The organism is Rhodococcus sp. T7 (assembly GCF_009872365.1).
Classification (GTDB): domain Bacteria; phylum Actinomycetota; class Actinomycetes; order Mycobacteriales; family Mycobacteriaceae; genus Rhodococcus_F.
Genome location: NZ_WXYH01000358.1, coordinates 1 through 23,092 on the forward strand (window position 1 = coordinate 1; position 23,092 = coordinate 23,092).

Here is a 23,092-nt window from a genome sequence, read left to right on the forward strand (position 1 = left end):
CTGCACCGGATCCAACTCGTTCGCGACCGGCAGCACCTGCGTCATCGCGAACTCGCGAGCCAGATCCCGGATCGCCAAGCGGTCCTCGGTCAGATACCGCGGTGAATCGGTACGCGGCTGCGACGGCCGATGCGTCATGAAGGCTCCTCCACTCGTACTACGGGGCGCGTGAAACGGGGAACTCGCGGTTCCGCACTCGGATCACATTAACGCTTGTTCACCCAGTAGAGCACGGCCGGGAGCGCATCGTCAATGCCGAACTGCGCGGCTCAGGCCGGGCGGTAGCCCACCAGGTTGAGCGCGTACACGCCGTACGAATCCGCTACGGCCTGCGCGGACAGGGGGCCGTCCGCCCGGTACCAGAGCGCGATTCCTGCGCACATGGTCAGCACGGCGGTCACCGCCTGGTGGACGTGCGGGACGTCGAAGTCACCGCCCGCGACCCCCGCTTCGGCAATGGTGACGAACAGGTGCTCCTGGGCGTCGCGCGAGCCCACCACCCGTTTCCGATCGACCTCGTCGAGATAGCGCAGTTCGGTGTTGGCCACCAGGCATGCGCGCTGGTTGCGTGCGGTGTACAGCGAGTGCGCGACCACCGCGGCCGTCCACTGCTCCGCGGGCGCGGCACCCACCTTGCGCAGGGCATTCCGGGTAGCGGTGAACTGCGCGTCGCTGGCCGCGCGCAGGATCTCGACGAGGAGTTCATCCTTGTTGTCGAAGTGGTTGTAGACGTTCGCGGCGCTGCACCCGGCGCGTTTGGCGATGGTTCGCATGGTCGCGGCATGAAAGCCGGCGGTGTAGAACTCCTCCAGTGCTGCGTCCAGAATCCGCTCCCTGACGTGAGGAATCAACGCGCTGCTTGACCGAGTGTTCACCCCTCGGAGGGTAGAGGCAGCGCGCGACGCGAGCAACGATTCGGCCGGAAATAACTGTTCAGCACCACTCCATGGAGGGGAGGCGTGGGACCGACGCTCGGTCTTGACCCACGACACATCGTCGATTATGGTCCCCATCACATGAACGGTCGTTAATGATCGCTTCGCATATTTTGCACATCGCACCGTGGAGGTATGCCACCTTGAGCACCCTCGAAGAACGAATTGGCCGACTGGAAGACCTGGAGGCCATCCGATACCTCGACGCGCAGTACTGCCGCCATCTCGACGACGGCAACTGGGACGCACTGATGGACCTGTTCACCGACGACGGCGAATTCGACGGATTGTCCAACCCGAAGGGCAAGAGCGAGATGCGGGAGTTCTTCGCCGGACTCGCTCCCGGTGGGCTCACCGCGTTCTGGCACTTCATCACCAACCTGGAGATCGACCTCGACGGAGATCGCGCGACCGTCCGCTCGTTCCTGTGGCAGCCGTGCGTGACCGACGGCACCGCCTCGATCGCCGCAGGCCGTTACACGGACGAGGCCGTCAAGGTCGACGGTCGCTGGTTGTATCGCGTCAAGCAGGTGCGTTTCCACTACTTCGGGCCGCTGGCCGAGGGCTGGGACGAGAACCGGTTCGCCCTCGAGTCGGCACGGCGCGCGGCGGTGAACGCATGACCACCGAATCGCCCACCACGGCGTCGAGAGCATGGTCGCCGATCCTCGCGCTACCCGAGTTCGTCGAACTGCGGCGTCGCCGCCGGACCGTCACCACCGCACTCGGCCTGGTCGCGATCGCGATGTTCGCAGGCTTCCTCGTCGGATTCGCCTACTTCCCCGAGTTCCTCGGCCACAACACGGCATTCGGCATTCCGCTGTCGCTGTGGGTGGTGTTCTCCCAGTTCGCCGGCACCTGGGTACTGGTGTACGCGTACTTCCGGCTCTCCCGCACATTCATCCAACCCGCCGCCGATGCCGCCGTCCTGGCCATCGCACAACGTGATCAGGAGCTTGCGTCATGACCGGCGACGCTGATTTCCTCGCCATCGGCATCTGTGCCGCCGTCATCTCCCTCACCCTGTGGGTGACGTTCGCCGCGTCGCGCCGAAGTCGCAGCGCCACCGGATTCTTCGCCGCGGGCCGCTCGATCACCGGGTGGCAGAACGGTTTCGCGATCGCCGGTGAGTTCATCTCCGCGGGCAGTTTTCTCGGCACCACGGGATTGATCTTCTACAAGGGCGTCGACGGCGCCGTCATCCTCTGCACGTCGGTGGTGTCCTTCCTCCCCGTCTTGTTCCTCCTCGCCGAGAAGATGCGCAACGTCGGAAAGTTCACGCTCGCGGATGTTCTGGTGTTCCGGACCGGTGCACGACGCGTCCGGGTGGTGGTCGCGCTCAGCACCATCGTCACCGGCACGTTCGTGCTGCTCGCCCAACTCGTGGCGGCGGGCGTCCTGCTCGAGTCGGTGTCGGGGATCCCGTTCGGCCTGTCCGTCGTGGTGGCCGGTTCGCTCATGGGCATCTACGTCTTCGTCGGCGGCATGCTGGCGACCACGTGGGTTCAGGTGATCAAGTCGTCCATCCTGTCGGTCCTCGCGGTCGTGGTGTGCCTGGGAATCCTGGCGAAGTTCGGTTTCAGCCTCCCAAGCATGCTCGGAGCGGCCACGTCGAATGCCGCCGCCGGGGACGCCATCCTCTCGCCGGGCCTGATCTTCGGGCAGACCGGCGCGATCAACCTGATCTCGTACTCCCTGGCGTTCGCGCTCGGCACGGCCGGCATGGCGCACATCCTGATTCGCTTCTTCACCGTCCCCGAGGCCGCGACGGCGCGGAAGTCGCTCGGCTGGACCGTCGCGCTGTGCAGCGTCTTCTACCTGATCGTCATCGTGATGGGCTTCGGCACCGCGGCGCTCCTCGGCCCGGACGGGGCGGATCAGGTCGGCGCGGGCGGCAACCTCGCCGCACCCACGCTGGTCACGGAACTCGGCGGAGGCGCCGGCACCATCGGCGGATCGATCGCGCTGGCCATGGTCGCCGCCGTCGCATTCGCGAGCATCGTCGCCGTCGTCGCCGGTGTGGTGATCTCGGCGGCCGGCACGTTCGCCCACGACGTCTGGCCCACGCTCACCCGCCGGAAGTCCGCCGACGCCGACACGGAGACGGCGGATGCCCGGGAAGCGAAGGTCGCGCGGTACGCGGCAGTCGCGTTCAGCGTCGTCGCGGTCGGATTGACGATGGCGATCGGCGACACTACCAACATCACGTATTTCATGGGGATGGCCTTCATGGTCGCCGGCAGTGCGCACCTGCCGAGCCTGCTGCTCAGCCTGGGCTGGCGGCGATTCAACAGCACCGGCGCCATCTGGGGAATCTCGGTTGGATTGACCTCCACTGTGGTCAGCCTGATGTTCACCGAGGCGCTCTGGCTGGGGAGCGGACCGGCGCCGTTGACCATTCAGCTGCCGGTGATCATCACGATGCCGCTCGGGTTGGCCGCAGCCGTGATCGGCTCGCTCGCCGGCGAACGCCGTCACGGACGTTCGGCGGACCGGGACGAGAAGTTCGCCGAAATGCTGGTCCGCGCCGAAACCGGCATCGGCGCAGAACTCGCCGAAACGCACTAGCGTCCACTCGCGACGGGTGCACGAAGTGAAGCCCGCCCTCTCCCAGACGCCGCGGATCATCAACACCACAATCGACGGCACCGAGTGGTCACAGATGGGTGAGCTCGAGGTCGGCTGACCGCGTCCGGCTTCACGCTGAAGCCACACGCACGGCGCGTTAGCCTGGAATCGTGGCTTCCGATCTCACCGAATTCGACGCAGTGATCTTCGACTTCTCCGGCACGCTGTTCCGGCTCGAGGAGGACGACAGCTGGATGGCCGACCTCACCGACCACGACGGTGAACCGTTCGACCTCCACCAGCAGGCCGAGTTGATGCGGCGCATGACGGCGCCGGTCGGTCAGACGGTCGAGATGGACGCCGCCGAACACCACGCGTGGACCAACCGCGACCTCGACCCGCGGTTCCACCGGCAGGCGTACCTCGACGTGCTGCGCAAGTCCGGGGTCGCGCACGAGGACCAGGCGGTCGGGCTGTACGAGCGGGTGATCGACCCGGGATGCTGGAGCGCATACCCCGACACCGCGGAAGTGCTTGCGTCGCTGAAGGACCGTGGAATCAAGGTCGCGGTCCTGAGCAACATCGCGTTCGACATCCGGCCGGCGTTCGCGGATCTGGGAGTCGAGCATCTCGTCGACGCGTTCGTGCTGTCGTTCGAGGTGGGCGCGATCAAACCGGACCCGAAGATCTTCGAGCACGCCGTCGCCGCACTCGGTTCCGAACCCGGACGCACTCTGATGATCGGCGACAGCGAGGAAGCCGACGGCGCCGCGCGGAACGTGGGTTGCGCGTTCGCGCTCGTCGAACCCGTCCCCCTCGCGGAGCGCCCGGACGGTCTCCGAAATGCCTTGAGTGCCTTCGGCCTGTGAGTACTTGTTAACGTCGGGCGGTTAACAAGTACTCACGGGCGCGGAGCGCACAAGCCGCGTCCCGTCACGAGCGGCAGGTCGAGTGCGGTCACCAGCCCGGGCTTCGCGTCGACCACCGCCTGCACCGAATTGACCAGGCGCATCGCGGTGACGATCATCCCCGACACGTTGTGGTCGCCGTGCTCGCCGTGGTGGTCGAATTCGAGTGTCATCATCGGTTCGCCCGTGATGTCGATGCGGTAGCACCCGTCGCCGCGGGTGGGTTTCGGCCAGTGCGGCTGCTGGCCGGGGTGGGTGCGGGTGATGTGCTCGAGGACCACGCGCGGCACCCCGTCGACCGTGCCGACTACTTCGAACCGCACCGTCGCCACCGTTCCCTTCGCGATGTGGCACGACAGGATGTCCAGGTCTTCCTCGGCGGGGATGCGTTCGAACTTCTCGACCAGCGGTTCGTCGAGGGTGAGGTCCAGTCCCGCGGCGATCTGGCGGACGACGCTCCCCCACGCCAGCGACAGCACGCCCGGCTGGAACAGCATCGGCGTCTCGTCGACGGGTTTGCCGAAGCCGAAGATCTCGCTCATCACCACCGGCTGGTAGTAGGTGGAGTAGTCGGCGATCTCGGAGCAGCGCACCTCGTCGATCCGCTGCGACAGGCTCGTCATGGCCAGCGGGAGAACATCGTTCGCGAAACCCGGGTCGATACCGTTCACGTGGAGACTCGCGCCTCCCTGTTCGCCGGCGCTGCGGATGCGGTCGACGAGTTCGTCCGGGACCACACCGATCGGGTACTGCAACAGGACGGGGCCCGAGGACACGACGTTGACGCCGGCCTCGAGGAAGGAGATCAGGTCCTCGATGGCGTCGAAGATGCGGTCGTCCGTCATCGCGGTGTGCACGATGCAGTCCGGCTTCAGCGCGAGAAGTGCAGCTTTGTCGTCGGTCGCCGTCACCCCGAGGTCGCGGCCGAGGCCCGCCAGTTCGCCGGCGTCCTTCCCGACCTTTGTCGGGTCGGACACCCACACGCCGACCAGTTCGAGGTCGTCGCGGGCGTCGATGCCTGCGATGGCGTGACGCCCGACCGTACCGGTGGACCATTCGACGACGCGGTAGCTCATGAGTTCTCTCCTCGTTCCAGAAGCAGTACCCCTCCCGCGAATGTAACAGGTTCTAGCGCTTCGACCTGTGAGTACTTATTAACCGCCGGCGGTTAATAAGTACTCACAGGGCGAAGCCACTACCAGATCACCACCCGTTCGTCGCCCTTGTGCACCAGCGGGGAACCCGGCGGGCAGTCGAACGATTCCCCGAACCCCTGCACGTTCGGGACGACCCCGTTGACGCGAAGATCCGACGGCGCGTGCGGGTCGCTGCTCAGCTGGGTGATCAGGGCCTCGTCGCGGGTCTTCTCGCGCCACACCCGGGCGTAGTTGAGGAAGAACCGCTGACCGGGCGTGTAGCCGTCGATCTTCTCCTCCGCCGACCCGGGGTCGGAAGCGAGCGCGGCCTGCAGTGCGTCGTACGACGCGTTGACGCCGCCCAGGTCGGCGATGTTCTCACCGAGCGTCAGGTTGCCGTTGACGTGGATGTCGGGCCGGCCGGGGATCGGGGCGTAGCCGTCGAACTGGTCGACGAGTTTCTCCGTCCGGGCCGCGAACTGTTCGCTGTCCGCGGGGGTCCACCAGTTCACGTTGTTACCTTTGCCGTCGAATTGGCTGCCCTGGTCGTCGGACCCGTGGGTGGCCTCGTGCCCGATGACGGAGCCGATGCCGCCGAAGTTGAGGGCGTCGTCGGCGTTCGGGTCGAAGAACGGGGCCTGCAGGATCGCGGCGGGGAAATTGATCGTGTTGTCGCTCGGGTTGTAATACGCGTTGACGGTCTGTGGGGTCATCGCCCACTGCGTGCGGTCGGACGGTTTCCCGATCTTCGCCAGATCGTAGGCGTGATTGAACTTGTCGGCTGCGGCGAGATTGCCGAAGTAGTCGCCGCGGCTGATCTGCAAACCGGACCAGTCGCGCCACGTGTCGGGGTAGCCGATCTTGGGGACCAGTTGCGACCACTTGTGGAGTGCCTTCTGCTTGGTTTCCGGACTCATCCAGTCCACGTTCTCGATGCGCACCTTCAGCGCGTCGAGGACGTGCCGGACGAGTTGCTGGGCGCGGTCCTTCGCTGCCGGGTCGAACGCCTCCTGCACGTACAGTTCGCCCATCACCTCACCCATCGCGGTGTTCACGTCCGCGACGGCAGTCTTCCAGCGGGGCTTCTGCGCGGTGCTGCCCGAGATCTGCTTGTCGAATTCGAATTGGTTGTCCCGAAACGGCTTCGACAGCCGCTCGGCCGAGCGGGACACCACCTGTGCGCGCAGGTAGGACTTCCACTGGTCGACGGGAGCGCGTTCCAGGAGTTCGTTCACGCGAGTGAAGTAGGGGGTGGCGGCGAGGGAGAATCCCGCGTCGGGCGAGACGCCCTGCGCGGCGAGGTACTGCCGCCAGTCGAATGCCGGTGTCGTCGCGTTCGCCTGATCCACGGTGACGAGGTTGTACTGCGTCGCGGGATCGCGTGCCTGTTCGGGTGACAGCGACGCGTCCGCCAGCGCCTTCTCGAGTTCGACGGCCTGATCGGCCTGCGCCGCGCCGGCGCCGATCAGGTCGAGTGACGTTCCGAGGTAGCTGCGGTAGGCGTCGAGGATCGGTGCGTACTGCGGGTCGCTGTAGTAGTCCTTGGACGGCAACGATATTCCGGTCGGGGCGACGAATCCGATCTGCTTCGTCGCATCCCGGTAGTCGGCGCCCGCGGTGAGGCCGAAGACGATCGATCCGCCGTCCGCGGCATCCTCGGTGAGGAATGTCGCGACGTCCGCGGCGGATCCGATGGCATCGATCCGAGCCAACTCCGGTTGCAGCGGGGCGACACCGGCTGCATCGATGGACTTCTCGTCCATCGCCGACTCGTAGAGCGCGCCGATCTTGGACCGGTCCGAATTGGCGTCCTCACTCCCGAGGTTCTCCGCGGCGTCCTGGGCGATGCCCCGCTGCGTCTCCAGACTCTTGTCGCGCAGCTGGTTGAAGACGCCGTACCCGGATTCGTCGTCCGGGATCGGGTCTCCCGGAGCCAGGTGCCGTTGACCGTCCCGTAGAGGTCGTCACAGGGGTTGATCGCGGAGTCCAGTTCGGTGGTGTCGAAGGCGGCGTCCGTGGCCGGCGGCGACGAGCAACTCGCGACGCCCATTGTCAGGGCCGCCCCCGTCGCCACTACCGCGAACCATCGTCTGCGCCCGAACTGCACCAGTCTCTCTTCCGTCGTCCCGTATTCGCCGTCCCTTCCAACGTACGCATTTAAGCTGGGGCGATGAGCGAGGCCGGCGCGCAACGAGTGGGTGCTCTCGACGTCGTGGCGTTCGCCTGCGAGATGGCGATGCTGGTCCTGCTTGCCGTCGCGGGGTGGTCGCTCGCGAACTCGACGGTCGTGCAGGTGGTACTCGCGGTGCTCCTCCCAGTGGCAGCGGCCGTGATCTGGGGCGTCGCGATGGCCCCGAAATCGAGTCGGCGACTACCCAACCCCGCGCGACTGGTCGCCCAGACCGCACTGTTCGCGGTAACCGGCGTGCTCGTCGCATTCGACGGTCACCCGTGGTGGGGGCTGGTCTTCGCCGTCGTGGCGACGGCGACGTTCGCGGCGCGCTTACGCACGCCGGAGTAGAGGACTACCAGCGGTACCCGAGCAGGCCGAGAACGAATTCGAGCCAGTCGGGCAGTCCGGGGTCGCGGAACATCGGGGACCTCCTCCGCACAGGGAAACGGTGTCGCACCGTCTATCGGCCGGGACGACCCCGGCGTTAGAGCGGCGCCCTGTCGTGATTTACAAATCACTAATTTTGTCTAGACCCTGGATCCAAGTCCGTGTACTGTCCAAGGGAGAGTGAGCTGGTTCATACCGCGACAGCTACTGGACGAGGAGGTTCGGACCGTGACGACGTCGGATATCGGCAGGACGACAGAGGAAGCACCCCCGGAAGCCTGGCGCGACCGCAAGCGCTACCTGTGGCTGATGGGGTTGATACCCCCGACCGCGCTGTTCCTCGCCGCGGGGCTGGTGTGGGCCTTCAACCAACTCGGATGGTCGGCGGTGGCTCCGGTGTGGTGGTGGATCGGCGCGCTGTTGCTGTTCATCGTGCTCCCGATCCTCGACAGGTTCTTCGGACCCGACGGTCAGAACCCGCCAGAGGAAGTGATGGAACAGCTCGAGAACGACAGGTACTACCGGTACTGCACGTACGTGTTCATCCCGTTCCAGCTGGCGAGCCTGGTGTTCGCATGCTACCTCTGGTCGGCGGACAGCCTGTCCTGGCTCGGCATCGACGGCGGCCTCGGACTGGTCTCGAAGATCGGTGTCGCGTTCAGCGTCGCCGTCATGGGCGGCATCGGCATCAACACCGCCCACGAGATGGGTCACAAGAAGACCGACCTTGAACGCTGGCTGGCCAAAATCACTCTCGCGCAGACCTTCTACGGCCACTTCTACATCGAGCACAATCGCGGCCATCACGTGCGGGTCGCGACCCCCGAGGACCCGGCGAGTTCCCGTTTCGGAGAAAGCTTCTGGGCGTTCCTCCCCCGCAGCGTGTGGGGCAGCCTGAAGTCGTCGTGGGAGCTGGAGAAGACCCGGATGCACCGACTCGGTAAGAGCACGTGGAGCATTCACAACGACGTGCTCAACGCGTGGCTCATGTCGGTGGTGCTGTTCGGCGCACTCATCGCGATATTCGGTCCGGTCGTCATCCCGTTCCTGATCATCCAGGCCGTCTACGGTTTCTCGCTCCTCGAAACGGTCAACTACCTCGAGCACTACGGCCTGATGCGTCAGAAGACCGCCAGCGGCCGCTACGAGCGTTGCGCGCCCGTACACAGCTGGAACTCTGACCACATCGTGACCAACATCTTCCTGTACCACCTGCAGCGCCACAGCGACCATCACGCGAACCCGACTCGGCGGTACCAGACGCTGCGGAGCATGGACGGCGCCCCCAACCTGCCCAGCGGCTACGCCAGCATGATCACGCTCGCGTACTTCCCGCCGCTGTGGCGCAAGGTGATGGACCATCGGGTGCTCGACCACTACGACGGCGACATCACCCGCGTGAACATCCAACCCGGCAAACGCGAGAAGGTTCTGGCCAAGTACGACGGCGGAGTTCGGTGATGGCCGCCTACCAGTGCCCGGTCTGCGACTACGTCTACGACGAAGCGTCCGGCGCACCCCGTGAAGGATTCCCCGCCGGCACCCCGTGGGCCGATGTGCCCGACGACTGGTGCTGCCCCGATTGCGGGGTCCGCGAGAAGATCGATTTCGAAACGAAGGTGGCATGACATGAGTACCGATTTCAAGCTTTTTCGCTGTGCCCAGTGCGGATTCGAGTACGACGAGGCCGAGGGCTGGCCGGAGGACGGCATCGAGCCGGGCACCCGGTGGGACGACATTCCCGACGACTGGTCGTGCCCCGACTGCGGCGCCGCCAAGGCCGATTTCGACATGGTCGAGGTCAGCCGGGCATGAGTGCGGTGCCGAATCCGTCCACCGAACCGTCGACGGTGGTCATCGTCGGGTCGGGTGTCGCGGGGGCAAGCGCCGCGCAGACGCTCCGCTCGGAAGGTTTTCGCGGGCGCGTCGTCCTGATCGGAGACGAACCCTCGCCGCCGTATCGGCGCCCGACGGTGTCGAAGGACCTCCTGTCGGGTGCCACGGCCGCGGAGAAGACCGCGCTGAAGCCGGACTCGTTCTGGACAGAGCAGGACATCGAATTGGTTACCGGAGCAACGGCGGTCGAACTCGACGTACGACGGAAGGTGTTGACGCTCTCGTCCGGCGAGACACTGCATTTCAGTGCTCTGCTGCTCGCGACCGGTGGCCGGGCGCGCCGACTCGACGGCGTCTCCGGCGCAAACGTCTTCACCCTTCGGTCGATGGCTGATGCGGATTCGCTCCGGGAGTCGATTCGACGCACCGGTTCCCTGCTCGTGATCGGCGGAGGCCTCATCGGATGCGAGGTCGCCGCAACGGCGCGGTCGCTGGGCGCGGACGTCACCGTTCTCGAACGGGACCCGTCGCTCCTCAGTCGCATCGTGCCGCCGGACGTCTCGACGATGATCGCCGCCCTACACTCCGAGAACGACGTGGACGTCTGCACGAACGTCGCGCTCGCCTCGCTCGACGTGGGCGACGACGGCGCCGCCCTGGCCACCGCGGCCGATGGTCGCACCTGGAGTGCCGGGACCGTCCTCGTGTCGGTCGGCACCGTTCCCGAGGTGTCGCTTGCCGTCGCGGCGGGACTGCGCGTCCACAACGGCATCACCGTCGACGGGATGTTCCGCACGTCGGCCGACGGCGTCTTCGCCGCCGGCGACGCAGCCAACATGCCGGGCGCGCGTGACACCGAACGGTATCGCTCCGAACACTGGAACGGCGCTCAGGCACAGGGGATTGCCGCCGCGCACTCCATCCTCGGCAATCCCACACCGTTCACGGACGTTCCGTGGGGGTGGTCCACGCAGTACGGCCACACCGTGCAGTTCGCAGGCGCAACCCGTGTCGACGATGACTACGTAGTCCGCGGTTCGATCGCGGATCGCGACTTCACGGCGGTCGCGGTGCGCGAGAACACGCCGGTCGGGGCTATCGCCCTCGGCCGTCCGAAAGACCTCCGGACCGTGCGCACGATGATCGCCCGGGGCGGTACGGTCGACCGCGCCGGGTTGGCTGACGAGTCGGTCGCCCTGGCGGACGTGCTCGCCGGTGAGCGTGAAGGCCTGGTAACACCCGCCCGCTAGCATCGATCTCATGTCCGCACACGATCGCGCCGAACGACAGAGCCGGTACCGGCTCGCCGCGACGTCGCTGATGCGGGAGACAACCCTCGATGCGCTGCGGGAACTGCTCCTCGAACGTCCGTGGCCGACGATCACCATGACCGACGTCGCGGCCGCTGCAGGCATGAGCAGGCAGACGATCTACAAGGAGTTCCGCTCGCGGCGCGGCCTTGCGGAGGGATACGCCCTGCGGTTGACCGACAGCCTCGTCACCGTCATCGAGTCCGCGTTGTACGACAACCCCGACGACGTGACAACCGCTCTGCGGCAAGGCTATGCGACGTTCTTCGCACTCAGCGGCGCCGATCCCCTGGTGTTGTCGCTGCACCAGGGGCAGGCGCCCGAGGATCTGCTGCGCCTGATCACCACGGACAGCGACATCATCATCCGCCCCGCGGCCGAACGGCTCGCCGAAACGTTGCAGCGGTCGTGGGTGAACGCCTCCCCCGAAGACGCGGACATCCTCGCGCACGCCATCGTCCGGCTTGCGTTGAGTTTCATCGCCAACCCGCCGGAAGACACCGCGGCGGCGTCGGCGAACACCGCCCGGCTCTTCGCCCCCTTCCTACGGCGGCTCCGCCACCCGTGAGTACTTGTTAACGTCGGGCGGTTAATAAGTACTCACGGGTGCGCGGCGCATCACCGCGACCAGGTCGCGGGCGATCTCGGCCAGCTTGCCTTCGCCCTGTTCTTCGACCGCGGACTCGTTTTGCGCGACAGCGTCGTAGAACGCGAGTTCGTTCTCGCTAAAAGGGGGCGAGAACTTCTTCCCCCGATCCGACTCCGCCACCACTTCCTTCGCGACCTCAACGAGCGCCGCGATCACTTCCGCGGAAGTGAGCTGACTGTTGGTGTGAGATCCTCACCTGATTCGACGGAGGCAGCCATGAGCTGGCGCAGTGCCCGCCGGACGTCCTCCGGCAACGCCTCGCCGCGGGCATTCCGCGCCTCCGCGTCCCACTTCGCCATGTATACGCGCACTTCTTCGAAGGAGGCGGCGGATGCCGGCTCCCGCAGTTCCTCACGATCACCGCAGATTACCCACACGCGGCACAGCTGGGACGAGAACTTGCGGAAACCACGCTCGCACAGCGCACTCGGGAAGCCCTGCCCCACGCGGGATTCGATTCACCCGCCGGCTCGACGTCGCCGATCTGGAACAAGCTCCGGTGGGCGACGGGGTGGAGTCCTCGACCGCAGTCAGCGAGGGAAGTGGCAGCAGTTTCGCTGCGTCACCCCGCCTTCAAACGTCAGTTTGTCTGTCGAGGATTCGCTCGATTGCCTTGCGCAGCTGAGGCAAATAGTTGATGACTATGCCTTCGACAATCGACTGATTCACCCGGAAGTACTCGTGGATCGCGAGGTTTCGAAATCCGGAGATCTTGTGCCATTCGATCTCCGGCGTCTTCGCCTTCGTTTCCGGATCGAGTCGATTGGCGGCCTCCGCGATGGCCTCGAGCTGGCGCACGATCGCGTCGTGCGCCATGTCGCGGTCGTCACCCGACATTTTGGGTAGTACCGCATCGCTGCCCCGATGGCGCCAAGGATGTCCTGGAGTGGTCGCGGTCTGCCCTACTCACACGTCGACCATGTCGGTTCGCGCCGTATCGGAAACTGCGTCCTTGGCTACCCCACGCGCAACGACGTCCACCTTGGTTCCCAGCAAACCGGACAGTTCGTCGGCTAGGCCGAGCATCGAAACAACCTGCTCGTAGTCTGGAGCATCGATAGTGACCATCAAGTCGATGTCACTGTCAGCCCCCGCGTCGCCTCGTGCAACGGACCCGAACAACTTGACATCGAATGCACCGTACTTCGCGAAGACCCGCCGCACCTCGTCGCGATGTGCGGTCAAGACCGCTCGCAGCCGTTCACTGTGGGGGGTCGGTCCAGCCATGTCGACGTCCTTCCCCAGTAGGCACTCGCTTCCACGGTACCTTTCGTCCACGCGACTGTGACTACGTCTTCACCGCACTCGACCACTCTCGAACGGATGCGCCGTTCCAGTTCACCACGTGCATCCGGCGCGAAAGTCGTGCACTGTGCCGATGGTGCGATTCCCGGCACCCCAACTTTCGCACACGAGGGCCTGCAACCGCACTGACTCGTCGAATGAGCGAGGAGTTCAGTCGACGAAGGCTCGATCTTCTCGCCAATCGGCTCGCCGTCGTCCTCAACCGCGTCAGGACCGACGTACCGTCCGGGAGTCAGCGCGTAGTCAGCTTCCTTGATCTCAGCGAGCGAAGCCGAATCCGAATGCTCGCCGCGATCCACATTTGCACAGCAAGCATGGTGGGCGGCACTTGATCGACGCGATCTCATTCACACGTTGCTACTGCAGAAGTCGCGTCCGGGTACGAGCACGAACCAGTTACTCGCCGCCGTTCTGGGTTCCGACAAGTCTCAGCACCCTGCGCGCGCCACTTGGATTCAGCAGCACGAGGATTCGCGCGTGCGGCTCCGCCACCCGTGAGTACTTATTAACGTCGGGCGGTTAATAAGTACTCACGGGCGCGTCAGCGCAAAGGAGTGCCGACATAGTTCTCCGCGATGAGGGCGCGGCCTGCGGCGGAGCGGGTGACCATGTCGAGTTCGGCGACCTGCCGTTTGTGGCCGAATCCGGTGTCGTCGGGGAGGCGGTGCAGCATCGAGGACATCCACCAGGAGAAGTGCTGGGTCCGCCAGACGCGCGGGAGGACGCTGTCGGTGTAACCGTCGAGTCCGGCACGGCTGCGGGTGGCGAAGTACTCGGACATCGCTTCGGACAGGAAGTACACGTCGGCGATGGCGAGGTTCATGCCCTTCGCGCCGGTGGGGGGCACGGTGTGGGCGGCGTCGCCGGCGAGGAAGAGGTTGCCGTGCTGCATGGGTTCGCACACGAAGCTGCGGAACTGGAGGATCGACTTCTGGAAGATCTTGCCGTCCTTGATTTCCGCGCCTTCGCCGTCGACGCGGGCGTGCAGTTCCGACCAGATGCGGTCGTCGGACCAGTTGTCGACGGAGTCGTCGGGGTCGACTTGCAGGTAGTGCCGCTGGACGTCGGGGGTGCGGGTGCTGATGAGGGCGAAGCCGCGCGGGTGGTTGGTGTAGATCAGTTCCTCGGACGACGGCGGGGCCTCGGCGAGGATGCCGAACCAGGCGAACGGGTACTGCCGGAAGTGGTCGGTGCGGACGGTGGTCTCGGGGATGAGGCGGCGGGTGGAGGTGCGGGAGCCGTCGCAGCCGGCGACGAGTGCGCACGTCAGGGTCTGCTCGTTGCCGTCGGCGTCGACATAGGTGATCTTGGGGTTGTCGGTGGTGTGGCCGTGCACCTGCACGTCGGAGACGCCGAAGCGGATGTCGCCGTCGTCGTCGAGGCGGCGGGCGATGAGGTCTTTGAGAACCTCGTGCTGCGGGTAGACGGTGACGGCGCGGCCGTTCGTCAGTTCGTCGAAGTCGATGCGGTGGCCGCGGCCGCCGAATCGCAGTTCGATGCCGTGGTGGGTGAGCCCTTCACGCTTGACGCGGTCGCCGAGTCCGGTGTCGACCATGAGGTCGACGGTGTTCTGTTCGAGCACACCGGCCCGGATGGTGCCCTCCACCTCCTCGCGGGTGCGGCTTTCGAGCACGACGGAATCAATGCCCTTGAGGTGCAGGAGATGGGACAGCATCAGTCCTGCGGGACCCCCGCCGACGATCCCGACCTGTGTGTTCATGAGCAGACTCCTCGCGTAGTTCGTGACACCAGTCACTGTGCTGCGCGGCGTGTGATCGCAACACCCCCTCTTTCACTGAGTGAAAGACACGCTATGCGACGCCCCGGGAAATGCCCCGTGCCGCCGCCCGCACGGCGGGGATCAGGGGCGCGGGATCCTTCTCCGCCGGAACCACGACGGACACGGCGGCCACCACCTCACCCGTCGACCGCGACACCGGCGCGGCCACGGCCAGCGTTCCGACGTTGAGATGTTCGCGGCACGTGACCCACCCGGTCCGTCGAATGTCGTCGAGGGTGCTGCGCAGGCGATGCTCGGTGGTGATGGTCGACGGGGTGAAGCGCTCGAGGCCCGCCGCGAGGACGTCGTCGAGCAGGGCCTTGCCACCGAACGCCAGCAGCACGAGACCGCCGCTCGACGCGTGAAGCGGCAACCGGCCGCCTGCCCTGCCGACGACGGCCACGGCCCCGCGCGCCGACAGCCGTTCGATGTACAGCGCCTCGAGATCCTCCCGGACCACGAGTTGCACGTTCTCGCGGGTCGCCTCGTACAGGTCCTCGAGGTACGGCAACGCGACCTGCCGCAGCCCGTGGGCGCGGGGTGCGAGCGCACCCAACTCCCACAGCCGCACCCCGATCTCGTAGTGCCCGTCGTCGACGCGTTCGAGCGCGCCGTTCGCGACCAGCTGACGGCACAGCCGGTGCACGGTCGGCAGCGGTAGTCCGGTGCGACGGCTCAGCTCCGACTGCGACAGCCGCGGGCGTTCCGACGTGAACGACCCCAGCACCAGGAAGGCCCGTCCCAGCATGCTGCGGTCGTCTTCGGGCATGCCGTCAGTATCCCGGTCACCACCAGCGGGTGGCCATGCCGACCTGCCGGTCGAGTTCGGGGGCGAGACTCCGGACGTACGTCGCCGAGAGGTGGTGCGAATCGTGGTAGACGAGGATGTTTCCCTGCACCGCACGGCAGATCGCCACGTCACAGACGGCGTCGGTGAGGTCGAGCGGATGCACCGACGGCAGGTCGCGGGCCGCCTCGACCGTCGGATTGTCCGGGGCCAGTACGTCGTCGCGGGGCAGTCCGCAACCGTCGGGGTCGCCGCCGTCGGCCAGGCAGTCGACGGCCGAATACGGGACGCCGTCGTGGTGTAGCCACGGGGTGTCGCGGATGCCGAGGAACGGGAGCCCGAAATCGGCGAGCCGCTCCCACAGGCCCACGTAGTCGTCGGGGGTGACGTCGCCGGCCCCCTCGTCGTTGGGCCTCGAGGACGTCGAGAACACCCAGTCCGGCCGGTGATCACGCAGCCGGTCGAGGACGTCGCGGGACCAGTCGCCGCAGTCGGGATAGGGCTCGCCGGCGAGCAACGGGACGTCCGCGACCGTCAGCGGGCACCCCATCTTCAGGTACGTCTCGACGCGGACGCCGCGCTGTTGTCCGATGCGGTCGAGCGCGGGCACCCAGTGTTCGGCGTGGGAACTGCCCACCACCGCGATCGTCCGATCGGCGGACACGTCGCCGTACACGCAGGTGACGACGTCGCGGGTGCTCAGATCGGAGATGCAGCCGTCGAGGGTCGGCTGCGGCAGGTCGCCCGGCGCCTCGAGCAGGGTGGGCCGCATGTCCGCGCGCGGCGAGAACAGACCGTCTGTCAGCGACGCCGCGCCGGGGTACAGCCAAGGGTCCAGCGCCCCGACCCGGGCGGTCGTCTCGGGGTTGCGGACGAGGTACGCGTGCCACCCGAACGCCGAGCCGACGACGGCGACGCCGAGGACCGCGACCAGGGCGGTGAGCGCGCGTCCCGGACGGGCCCCGCCCTGGAACCGCGCCTCGATCAGCCGCTGGGTGAGCCACGCCAGCACGAGCGACACGAGGATCACCGCGAGCCCGCCGAGCGCTCCGACCGCGGGCCGCTCCCGCCAGGTGAGGTAGAAGACGAGGATCGGCCAGTGCCACAGGTACAGCGAATAGGCGAGGCCACCGAGTTCGACGAACGGCCGGGACGCCAGCATCGTCACGACTCCCGGCCGGTCGGACGGGCCGGTTCCGGCGAGGATCAGCGCGACCGCCGCGCCCACCGGGATCAGGGCCGCCGGTCCGGGGAACAGGGCGGCGCCGTCGACGAGGAATCCGCACCCGAGCACGATGGCTAATCCCGACACCGCGAGGACCACCCGCCACCCTCGGGGCAGGTCGACCCGGTGCACGACGAGCGCGAGCAGCGCACCCGCGAGCAACTCCCACAGTCGCGCGAACGTGTCGAAGTACGCCCACGACTGCCGGTCCTGCGACACCGCCGCGGCATAGCCGAACGACACCAGGAACCCCGCACCGAGGATGCCGCCGAGCATGGGCCGCACGAGACCGATCCGGCGCCGGCACGTCCAGGCCACCCCCGCGACCACCGCGAGTGCGAGCACGTAGAACTGCCCCTGCACGGACATCGACCACAGGTGCTGCAGCGGACTGACGGAGGCGTCGGCGGCGGCGTAGTCGGACGCCGTCCGGGCCAGTTGCCAGTTCTGCATGTACAGCAGCGACGCGAGGAGTTGATCGGCGATCCCGGACCACTGCGTGAAGGGCCGTTGGACGACGGTGACGACGGCCGTCGCGGCCGTCACCACCACCAGCGCGGGCAGCAGTCGCCGGGCGGTGCGCCGCAGGACGGCGGGGATCGACGGGCCGGAATCCGCGCCCACCCGGCGCACGAGCATGCCGGTGAAGAAGAAGCCGGACAGCACCAGGAAGATGTCGACACCGCCGGACACCCGCCCGAACCACACGTGATAGACGACCACGAGCGCGATCGCGATGCCGCGCAGTCCGTCGAGGTCGTACCGGTAGGCGCTCGCCGTCGACGGTGACGCGGCGCCGCGCGGACGGCCGGTAGCCACCTGGTGGTTGGTTCTCACAGTCCGTCCTGGCTCATCGACTCGGTACCCGGTCGATTATCCACACGGGTTTACCAAGCCTTGACCAACCCGTGGCGGCATTGGGCGCACGCCCAGGGTCGGCGGACCGCCCACATGTGGAGTGGCCATGTTTGACAGGCAACTATGGCGCGCCACACAATGAGTGCGCCTATAGAACCAGGGTTCGTATCGCGAACACCGCTCGAGTCGAGGACATCATGACCACTTCCCAACGAAGCGCCGCCCGCGCCTCCACCGCCCTCTGGGTCGCACCCCTCTGCTGGGTGGCCGTGCTGCTCGACGGTTTCGACCTGGTCGTCCTCGGCGCCGTCATCCCCTCGCTCCGCGAATACAGCGACTGGAATCTGTCGACGGGCGCGATCACGTTCATCTCGACGTTCGGCCTGGTCGGCATGACCATCGGCGCGCTCGTCATCGGCACGCTCACCGACGTCATCGGACGCAGGCGCGCCCTGCTGTACGCGGTGGCCGCGTTCTCGGTCCTCACGCTCCTCTGCGCGGTCGCGCCCAACCCGTTCCTGTTCGGACTGTTCCGCTTCCTCGCCGGGGTCGGTCTCGGCGGCGCGCTGCCGACCGCGCTCGCCCTGGTGAACGAATTCTCGAAGAAGCAGGGCGGCGGTTCCGCGTCGACTCTGCTGATGACCGGATATCACGTGGGTGCGGTCGCGACGGCGGCGCTGGCGATCGTCCTGATCGAACCGTTCGGCTGGCGTTCGATGTTCGTCGTCGGCGCCCTGCCCGCGGTGGTCCTGATTCCGCTGATGCTGCGCTACCTCCCCGAGTCCCCCTCGTACCTGCTGTCGCACGGCAAGCGCGCCGAGGCCGAGGCCATCGCGAAGCAGTACGGCCTGGAACTGGAAGGGGCCCCTGCCGCCGACGCCCCCGTCGCCGCCTCGGCCAACCCGGTGCGCGCCCTGTTCTCGCGGCCGTTCCTGCGCAACAGCATCGCCATCTGGGTCACCTCGTTCATGGGACTTCTGCTCGTCTACGGCCTCAACACGTGGCTGCCGACGATCATGCGCGAGGCGGGCTACGACCTCGGCGCGTCGCTGACGTTCCTGCTGATCCTCAACGCCGGCGCAGTGGTCGGACTGCTGATCGCGGGCGGCGTCGCCAACAAGATCGGTCCGCGCACCGCGGCCATCATCTGGTTCGCGGGCGCCGCGGTGTTCCTCGCCCTGCTCAGCGTCAAGGTGTCGTTCGGCATCTACGCCCTGGTGTTCCTCGCCGGTTGCTTCGTGTTCAGCGCACAGGTTCTCGTCTACGCGTTCACGAGCGCGAACCACCCGCCGCAGATCCGTGCGACCGCCCTCGGCTGGTCGGCCGGGGTGGGCCGGGTCGGCGCGATCTGCGGCCCGATCCTCGGCGGTGTCCTGCTCGGCGCCGGCTACGCGGTCCCGTGGGGCTTCTACGCATTCGCCCTGGTCGGGCTGTTCGGAGCGATCGCCATCTCGTCCACCAGGACGGTGCGCTGAACTCCTGACAGCGGTCCGATGAGTTTCGAGCGTAGGCGCGGTCTATATCGGCGAGGATGAACCGACGAGGACCCGCGAGAGGAATGCGCCATGAAACCCATCACCCCCTGTCTCTGGTTCGACACAAACGGCGAAGAGGCCGCGAAGTTCTACACCTCCCTGTTCCCGAACTCGCGGATCACGGAGGTCACCCACTACGGTCCGAACACTCCCGGCCCGGAGGGACAGGTGTTGACCGTGTCCTTCGAGATCAACGGACAGCCGTTCATCGCGCTCAACGGCGGCCCGCAGTTCACGTTCGACGAGGCCATCTCCTTCGAGATCCTGTGTGCCGACCAGGAAGAAGTGGACCGGTACTGGGACGCCTTCACCGACGGCGGCGAGGAAAGCCAATGCGGTTGGGTCAAGGACCGTTTCGGGGTGTCCTGGCAGGTGGTCCCGGAGCGGCTGTACGAACTCATGCGCGACCCCGACGACGCGAAGGCGCAGCGTGCCATGCAGGCGATGCTGAAGATGCGCAAACTCGACGTCGCCGAACTCGAGAAGGCAGCCGAGCAGGCGTGACGCCTGCCGACGGGGAGGTGGACGGCATGAGCGAAGACGGAAAGACTCACATCAACGGGGTGCATACGGTCGCGGTTCCCGTGACCGACCAGGATCGTGCACTCGAATTCTACGTGGGCACACTCGGTTTCGAGCGTCGCATGGATGCGGAGTTCAGCCCCGGCCAGCGCTGGGTGGAGGTGGCACCGCCGGGTTCGGCCACGTCGATCGCGCTCGTGCCGACCCGCGACGGTGTCCCGGCGGGCGTCGAAACCGGCATCCGGCTCACCACGTCGGACGCCGACGCCGACCATGCCACCCTGTCGGCGAGCGGCGTCGACGTAGATGCGGAGGTCCTGCGGATGGGCGACTACGTGCCGCCCATGTTCTACTTCCGCGATCCGGACGGCAACAAACTCGTCATCGTCGAAGTGGGCTGAGTTCCGCTCGGCACCAGCACCCCCGACGACAGGGTGAGCACGTGGTCGGCACGGTCCGCGTCGCGGGATTCGTGCGTGGCCGTCACGACGATCGCACCCCGCGCGGCCTCTTCTTCGACGACGTCGCCGATCACCGCGCGGGCGTGCGCGTCGAGTCCGGTTGTCGGCTCGTCGAGGAGCAGCAGGTCGCCGCGTTGCACGAGCGCCTGCGCGAGCAGGGCGCGCTGACGCTGCCCACCCGACAGCGCGCCGATCGGCCGCGCAGCGAGATCCGCGAGACCCAGCCTGCTCAGCGCCGCGTCGACGGCGTCCCGGTCGCCGCGGGTGAGCCGCCGCCACAATCCGCGCCGTTGCCAGGCCCCCATGGCCACCACCTCACGCACGGTCAACGGTAGCTGTTCACTCACCGCATTCCGTTGCGGCACATACGCCGTGCGCAACCCGTCCGTGCCGTCGATCCGCCCCGACGTGACCCGCGCGATGCCGGCGAGGCACTGCAGGAGCGTCGACTTCCCCGAACCGTTGTGCCCCACGACGGCCGTGACGGTGCCCGGCGTGAGACACACACTCACACCGTTCAACGCCGGGGTCGCACCGTATCGGACCGCGATTTCGCTTACGACAATCATTATCGTTAGATTAGCAGAGTGGATTGGCTACTCGACCCCCTGACGGTGTCCTTCGTCCAGCGCGCACTGCTCGCGGGCATGCTGGTGTCCGTCCTCTGCGGACTCGTCGGCACGTGGGTCGTGTTGCGGGGCATGGCCTTCATGAGCGAGGCCATCTCGCACGGCATGCTGCCCGGCGTGGCCGTCGCGTATCTCGCGGGCGCCAATCTCCTCGCCGGCGCGGCCGCCAGTGCGGTCGTCATGATCCTCGGCGTCGCGTGGGTGTCGAAGACCTCGCGGCTGTCCGAGGACACCGGGATCGGCCTGCTGTTCGTCGGCATGCTCGCGCTCGGCGTCGTGATCGTCTCGCGCGCACGATCGTTCGCGGTCGATCTCACCGCCTTCCTCTTCGGTGACGTCCTGTCCGCGACGCTCGGCGACCTGGTCTGGCTCACCGCGGCGGCCGCTGTCGCCGGGATCGTCTCGGTGATCGCGTACCGCCCGTTCGTCGCCCTCGTCTTCGACGAGCGCAAGGCCCACACCCTGGGGCTGCGGCCGCGGTGGGCGCACCTCGCCCTGCTCGCGCTGGTGGTCCTCGCCGTGGTGGCGTCGTTCCGGATCGTCGGCACCCTGCTCGTGTTCGGACTGCTCGTCGCGCCCTCGGCCACCGCGGCGCTGTTCGGCAGGTCGATCGGCGCCACGATGGCCATTGCCGTACTGCTCGGCTGGTCCGCGACGCTCACAGGACTGATCGTGTCGTGGAACGCCGACACCGCCGCGGGCGCGACGATCGCCGGGATCGCTGTCCTCCAATTCTTCGTCGCCGCCGTCGTCCGGTCGGCATCGCGACGACTCCGACCTGCCGTGTCACCCAACCCGATACCCGTTCGATAGATGGAGAGCCCGAATGCCGAACACGACCCTTGCCCGCGCAGCGGTAGCCGCGGTGGCCGCACTGACCGTCGGCGCCTGTGCGTCCCCGCCGGAGGAGGCGGCCTCCCCCGGCGGCCGAGGCCAACCGGGTAGCGACCTCGCCGCCGAGGCCGGATCCACCGAGGTGGAAGGGCCCGAACCCCGCCTCATCGTGTCGGACGCCGACTCCGGCCGCGTGAACGTCCTCGACCTCACGACCGGCGAGACCCTCCGTTCGTTCGAGTTCGACAACCCGGCACAGGTGACGACGGTGAAGGACCGCTACGCATTCGCCGTCGACGGTACCGGCGGCGCCGTGCACGTCGTGGACGCCGGCACCTGGACCATCGACCACGGCGACCACACCCACTCGTACACCAAGGAACCGGTCGAACTCGGCGCCCTCGAGGGCGACGGCCCTGGGCGGGTGATCGAGGGCGACGACAAGGTCGCGACGTTCTTCGACGGCGACGGCGTCGCCCGGGTGATCGAGTTCGCCGCGCTCCGCAAGGACGGCATCGACGTCGGCACGGTCGTGGAGGCCGACGCCCCGCACCACGGTGTCGCGCTGCCGATCGCCGACGGATTCGTGATCTCGGCGGCGAACGGCACCGGCCCGCTCGACCTCCACACCGCGGACGGCGGGTTCCAGCAGAGCTTCGACACCGCCTGCCCGAACCTGAACGGCGCGGCCGTGTCCGACACACACATCCTGGGGGCGTGCGAGGACGGACTGTTCCTCGCGACCACCGCCGACGGCACCTGGACGTCGGAGAAGGTTGCATACCCGGCGGGCGTCGGTGCCGCCACCCGTCCCACCGCGCTCCGCGGACACGACGGACTGCCGCTCCACGTCGCCACCGCGGGGCCCGCCGCCACCAACGACGGACTACTGGTCTTCGATGCGCGCACCCGTGGGTGGACGCACGTCCGGACCCCGGATCGGGCGCTGGACGTCGCACTCGCGGGCGACGGACGCTCGGTGTTCGCTGTCCTCGCCGACGGCACCTTCCGCGTGTACGACGCGCAGTCCGGCGCGGAGACCGCGTCGTCCCACGTCCTGGCACGCCCCTACGACACGAGCGACGCGTCCGCGACCCCACCGGTGATCGCCGTCGGCGGCACACGCGCGTACGTGTCGGATTCCGCGTCGAAGACGGTGGCCGAGATCGACTTCCGGGAAGATGCCCGGATCGCGCGCACCCTCGACGTGGGCGTCGCCGCGTCCACCCTAGGCGTGGTCGGGCTGTGACGAGG

At 67.2% G+C, this 23,092-nt stretch carries 24 protein-coding genes and 3 pseudogenes; 15 read left to right on the plus strand and 12 right to left on the minus strand.

Features of this window, described 5'->3' with window-relative positions; all coding sequences use genetic code 11:
* Positions 1-138 (minus strand): annotated as a pseudogene (locus tag MLGJGCBP_RS36605) (acyl-CoA dehydrogenase family protein); the annotation flags it as partial.
* A gap of 131 nt (positions 139-269) precedes the next feature.
* Positions 270-851 (minus strand): TetR/AcrR family transcriptional regulator, encoded by a 582-nt coding sequence (locus MLGJGCBP_RS36610; protein ID WP_160102031.1) that lies wholly within the window; start codon positions 849-851, stop codon positions 270-272.
* 227 nt (positions 852-1,078) lie between these two features.
* Here MLGJGCBP_RS36610 and MLGJGCBP_RS36615 point away from each other — a divergent pair, with 227 nt between their 5' ends.
* The 4 genes from MLGJGCBP_RS36615 to MLGJGCBP_RS36635 all read left to right on the plus strand — a co-directional run bounded on the left by MLGJGCBP_RS36615 (position 1,079) and on the right by MLGJGCBP_RS36635 (position 4,372).
* The gene (locus tag MLGJGCBP_RS36615) at positions 1,079-1,558 is read left to right on the plus strand and encodes a nuclear transport factor 2 family protein (protein ID WP_160102033.1); all 480 of its coding nucleotides are present in this window, start codon (positions 1,079-1,081) and stop codon (positions 1,556-1,558) included.
* Entirely contained in the window at positions 1,555-1,902 is a 348-nt protein-coding gene (locus MLGJGCBP_RS36620; RefSeq protein WP_160102035.1) for a DUF485 domain-containing protein, read from the plus strand. Before MLGJGCBP_RS36615 ends, MLGJGCBP_RS36620 begins: the two co-directional genes overlap by 4 nt.
* Complete coding sequence (locus MLGJGCBP_RS36625; protein WP_160102037.1) at positions 1,899-3,503, plus strand: solute symporter family protein; 1,605 nt, start codon at positions 1,899-1,901, stop codon at positions 3,501-3,503. Before MLGJGCBP_RS36620 ends, MLGJGCBP_RS36625 begins: the two co-directional genes overlap by 4 nt.
* A gap of 170 nt (positions 3,504-3,673) precedes the next feature.
* Positions 3,674-4,372 (plus strand): HAD family hydrolase, encoded by a 699-nt coding sequence (locus MLGJGCBP_RS36635; protein WP_160102039.1) that lies wholly within the window; start codon positions 3,674-3,676, stop codon positions 4,370-4,372.
* A 32-nt stretch (positions 4,373-4,404) separates the two neighbouring features.
* On the opposite strand, the gene MLGJGCBP_RS36640 is transcribed toward MLGJGCBP_RS36635, so the two are convergent.
* Together MLGJGCBP_RS36640 and MLGJGCBP_RS36645 are read right to left on the minus strand one after the other, a co-directional pair.
* Positions 4,405-5,487 (minus strand): NAD(P)H-dependent amine dehydrogenase family protein, encoded by a 1,083-nt coding sequence (locus MLGJGCBP_RS36640; RefSeq protein WP_160102041.1) that lies wholly within the window; start codon positions 5,485-5,487, stop codon positions 4,405-4,407.
* A 119-nt stretch (positions 5,488-5,606) separates the two neighbouring features.
* Positions 5,607-7,484, minus strand: a complete 1,878-nt coding sequence (locus tag MLGJGCBP_RS36645) for a M13 family metallopeptidase (protein WP_201453302.1) — start codon at positions 7,482-7,484, stop codon at positions 5,607-5,609.
* Positions 7,485-7,717: 233 nt separating this feature from the next.
* Between MLGJGCBP_RS36645 and MLGJGCBP_RS36650 the strand changes: the two genes are divergently transcribed.
* From MLGJGCBP_RS36650 to MLGJGCBP_RS36675, 6 genes are all read left to right on the plus strand, one after another.
* Positions 7,718-8,068: a YrdB family protein gene (locus tag MLGJGCBP_RS36650; RefSeq protein ID WP_160102045.1), complete on the plus strand. Its 351-nt coding sequence runs from the start codon at positions 7,718-7,720 to the stop codon at positions 8,066-8,068.
* Between the two features lie 267 nt (positions 8,069-8,335).
* A complete protein-coding gene (locus MLGJGCBP_RS36655) occupies positions 8,336-9,568 on the plus strand; it encodes an alkane 1-monooxygenase (RefSeq protein WP_087558810.1) in 1,233 nt (410 codons plus the stop codon).
* Positions 9,568-9,735: a rubredoxin gene (locus MLGJGCBP_RS36660; RefSeq protein ID WP_087558809.1), complete on the plus strand. Its 168-nt coding sequence runs from the start codon at positions 9,568-9,570 to the stop codon at positions 9,733-9,735. The genes MLGJGCBP_RS36655 and MLGJGCBP_RS36660 overlap by 1 nt, the downstream gene beginning before the upstream one ends.
* A 1-nt stretch (position 9,736) precedes the next feature.
* A complete protein-coding gene (locus MLGJGCBP_RS36665) occupies positions 9,737-9,922 on the plus strand; it encodes a rubredoxin (protein ID WP_012689462.1) in 186 nt (61 codons plus the stop codon).
* Entirely contained in the window at positions 9,919-11,193 is a 1,275-nt protein-coding gene (locus MLGJGCBP_RS36670) for an NAD(P)/FAD-dependent oxidoreductase (protein ID WP_160102047.1), read from the plus strand. Before MLGJGCBP_RS36665 ends, MLGJGCBP_RS36670 begins: the two co-directional genes overlap by 4 nt.
* Before the next feature lie 10 nt (positions 11,194-11,203).
* Positions 11,204-11,821 carry a TetR family transcriptional regulator gene (locus MLGJGCBP_RS36675; protein WP_160102049.1) on the plus strand — a complete coding sequence of 206 codons (618 nt, stop codon included), beginning with the start codon at positions 11,204-11,206 and terminating at the stop codon, positions 11,819-11,821.
* Positions 11,822-11,863: 42 nt separating this feature from the next.
* Here MLGJGCBP_RS36675 and MLGJGCBP_RS54440 read toward each other — a convergent pair.
* From MLGJGCBP_RS54440 to MLGJGCBP_RS36705, 7 genes and pseudogenes are all read right to left on the minus strand, one after another.
* Positions 11,864-12,309: pseudogene (locus tag MLGJGCBP_RS54440) on the minus strand (type I restriction enzyme endonuclease domain-containing protein); the annotation flags it as partial.
* A 166-nt stretch (positions 12,310-12,475) separates the two neighbouring features.
* Positions 12,476-12,739 carry a HepT-like ribonuclease domain-containing protein gene (locus tag MLGJGCBP_RS36685; protein WP_160102051.1) on the minus strand — a complete coding sequence of 88 codons (264 nt, stop codon included), beginning with the start codon at positions 12,737-12,739 and terminating at the stop codon, positions 12,476-12,478.
* A 69-nt stretch (positions 12,740-12,808) separates the two neighbouring features.
* Positions 12,809-13,087, minus strand: coding sequence for a nucleotidyltransferase family protein (locus tag MLGJGCBP_RS36690; protein WP_236581576.1), 279 nt, complete (start codon positions 13,085-13,087; stop codon positions 12,809-12,811).
* A 153-nt stretch (positions 13,088-13,240) separates the two neighbouring features.
* Positions 13,241-13,482: pseudogene (locus MLGJGCBP_RS52310) on the minus strand (hypothetical protein); the annotation flags it as partial.
* 266 nt (positions 13,483-13,748) lie between these two features.
* Positions 13,749-14,927, minus strand: a complete 1,179-nt coding sequence (locus MLGJGCBP_RS36695; RefSeq protein WP_160102053.1) for a 4-hydroxybenzoate 3-monooxygenase — start codon at positions 14,925-14,927, stop codon at positions 13,749-13,751.
* A gap of 91 nt (positions 14,928-15,018) precedes the next feature.
* Positions 15,019-15,756 carry an IclR family transcriptional regulator gene (locus tag MLGJGCBP_RS36700; RefSeq protein ID WP_160102055.1) on the minus strand — a complete coding sequence of 246 codons (738 nt, stop codon included), beginning with the start codon at positions 15,754-15,756 and terminating at the stop codon, positions 15,019-15,021.
* Between the two features lie 16 nt (positions 15,757-15,772).
* Entirely contained in the window at positions 15,773-17,836 is a 2,064-nt protein-coding gene (locus tag MLGJGCBP_RS36705) for an acyltransferase family protein (protein WP_160102057.1), read from the minus strand.
* A gap of 218 nt (positions 17,837-18,054) precedes the next feature.
* Here MLGJGCBP_RS36705 and MLGJGCBP_RS36710 point away from each other — a divergent pair, with 218 nt between their 5' ends.
* From MLGJGCBP_RS36710 to MLGJGCBP_RS36720, 3 genes are all read left to right on the plus strand, one after another.
* On the plus strand, positions 18,055-19,332 hold the full coding sequence (locus tag MLGJGCBP_RS36710; RefSeq protein WP_160102059.1) for an MFS transporter: 1,278 nt from the start codon (positions 18,055-18,057) through the stop codon (positions 19,330-19,332).
* 90 nt (positions 19,333-19,422) lie between these two features.
* Complete coding sequence (locus MLGJGCBP_RS36715) at positions 19,423-19,896, plus strand: VOC family protein (RefSeq protein WP_087558801.1); 474 nt, start codon at positions 19,423-19,425, stop codon at positions 19,894-19,896.
* Positions 19,897-19,922: 26 nt separating this feature from the next.
* Complete coding sequence (locus tag MLGJGCBP_RS36720; RefSeq protein ID WP_160102061.1) at positions 19,923-20,315, plus strand: VOC family protein; 393 nt, start codon at positions 19,923-19,925, stop codon at positions 20,313-20,315.
* On the opposite strand, the gene aztA is transcribed toward MLGJGCBP_RS36720, so the two are convergent.
* A complete protein-coding gene (aztA, locus tag MLGJGCBP_RS36725) occupies positions 20,264-20,944 on the minus strand; it encodes a zinc ABC transporter ATP-binding protein AztA (protein WP_160102063.1) in 681 nt (226 codons plus the stop codon). The genes MLGJGCBP_RS36720 and aztA overlap by 52 nt on opposite strands.
* Positions 20,945-20,962: 18 nt before the next feature.
* On the opposite strand from aztA, the gene aztB reads away from it, so the two are divergent.
* Both aztB and MLGJGCBP_RS36735 read left to right on the plus strand, forming a co-directional pair.
* Positions 20,963-21,817 (plus strand): zinc ABC transporter permease AztB, encoded by an 855-nt coding sequence (gene aztB, locus MLGJGCBP_RS36730; protein ID WP_160102065.1) that lies wholly within the window; start codon positions 20,963-20,965, stop codon positions 21,815-21,817.
* 13 nt (positions 21,818-21,830) lie between these two features.
* Entirely contained in the window at positions 21,831-23,087 is a 1,257-nt protein-coding gene (locus tag MLGJGCBP_RS36735; protein ID WP_160102067.1) for an ABC transporter, read from the plus strand.
* Positions 23,088-23,092 lie beyond the last annotated feature (5 nt).